Genomic DNA, 1,613 nt, shown 5'->3' with positions numbered 1-1,613 from the left:
GGTTGATTTCCGATCTCAGCCGAACACATTGAGCAAATAGGTCGTTCCCGCACCTAGCCGAACGCCCCCGCGGCCCCTCCCGGGGCCCGGGGGCGCCGTTTTCCCAGTTGAAGGAACGGTGGAGATGTGTTTCGATGGGTCCGGTGGCCATGCTCCGCCCACCGCCCGGCGCCTCTTCCCAGACTCAGCCGAACGGTCGGTCCGCCTATTCCGTTTTTCCCTTTCAGGCTAGGCCAGCGGGGCATCGCCCCTTTCCTCGCGCGCCCGCGCGATGAGCCCCGGCGTCAGGTCGAGCTCGCCGACGGGCACGTCCTCCACGCCGTACGCATCCAGCAGCGCCTCCGCGTCGGCGCCGAGCATCGCCCGGAAGGCGCGGGCGGGCGTCGCGAAGCCGAGCGCGCCGCGCGGCTCGGAGTTCACGTGCGACATCGCCAGCGACAGGTCCGCCGGGGCCAGCCGGTCGAACCTGAGGCCGCGGCCCTTGGGCAGCAGCTTCCTGATCTCGACGTGGTTGCGCTCGCAGGCGCCCTTCTGGTCGCTGCGCCCGGGGTCGCAGTAGAACAGCCTCGTCTCGCCCGGCCCCTCGCCGATCAGCCCGGCGATGGCGCCCTCGTCGGAGAACTCGGGGCCGTTGTCGGTTAGCACGGCCCGGAAGACCCTCCCCGTGCCGTCTGCGCCCAGCACGGAGCGAACGCCCCCGAGCGCCGCCGCCACGCTCGCGGCGTCCTTCGCCGCGAGCGGCAGCGCGAGCTGCAGCCTGCTGGGGCGGTGCAGCAGCGTGAGCAGGCAGGCGCTGTCCTCCCGCGCGCCCTCGACGGTGTCCATCTCCCAGGCGGCGGCGCACGCGTCCTCGCCCAGGCCGAGGAACGCGGCGTGCGACCTGCGGGGCGAGTGCGGCGTCGCCCTCTTCGGGGCCCGGTGCGACCTGGGCCTGTAGCCGACCTTCCTCCTGAGCTCCATGTTGGTCATGCCGTCGTAGCCCGCCGCGACCCAGCGGTAGATCGTCGAGGGCGACAGGTCCACGGGCCCGCCGTTGCGGGCGGACAGCTGCTCGGGCGAGAGCCCCCGGCCCAGGCCGTCGCGGATGAGGGCGAGCGCCTCGGCCGCGGCGGGCTCGTCGGCGTCTATCCCGCGCCTGGACGAGACGAGGACCGAGTCCGCGCACAGCTGCGCGGCGCGGGCGTCGTAGAAGACGTGCGGGCGGCGCTTGCAGCCGACCGCGCGGTACCGCCCGCACCCGTTGCAGCAGCGCGGCCACGCGGCCAGGCGCGGGCATGCCGCAGACAGGTCGGCGGAGGCGTCCACGCGCTCGCCGCGCCTCTCCCTCGGCGCCGTCACGAACCTGTGCGCCGCCACCTCGGAGCTCACCGTCGAGGGCGACCTGCCCAGCTCCCTCGCGATCCGCCTGCACGAGGCCCCTCGCTCCAGCATCCTCTGGACCGTGTTCCGCTCGTGCCTGGTGAGCCTGCCGTAGGCCCTCGGGGCCGCCTTCCCGGCCCCCTTCTTCCTCTTTCCGGACATGCCGTCCTCCGATCTCCCGGGGCCGGCCGGTCCGGCCCTCAGGGTATCGGATTCCCATATTCATCCGTACATGTACGGATGAATATGGGAGG

At 72.7% G+C, this 1,613-nt stretch carries 1 protein-coding gene; it reads right to left on the bottom strand.

Annotated elements, in window-relative coordinates; all coding sequences use genetic code 11:
* Positions 1-228 precede the first annotated feature (228 nt).
* A complete protein-coding gene (locus DWW12_RS09655; protein WP_117855832.1) occupies positions 229-1,521 on the bottom strand; it encodes an IS30 family transposase in 1,293 nt (430 codons plus the stop codon).
* Positions 1,522-1,613: the final 92 nt, after the last annotated feature.

This window comes from Collinsella sp. AF14-35 (genome assembly GCF_003464565.1).
Taxonomy (GTDB): Bacteria; Actinomycetota; Coriobacteriia; order Coriobacteriales; family Coriobacteriaceae; genus Collinsella.
Note: the sequence above shows the minus strand (reverse complement) of the source record. Positions and strands in the feature narration are given on the sequence as shown.

What these genes read in the sequence shown, in the direction of transcription:
- DWW12_RS09655 (WP_117855832.1), bottom strand. Translation starts at nt 1,521, where the DNA reads ATGTCCGGAAAGAGGAAGAAGGGGGCCGGGAAGGCGGCCCCGAGGGCC.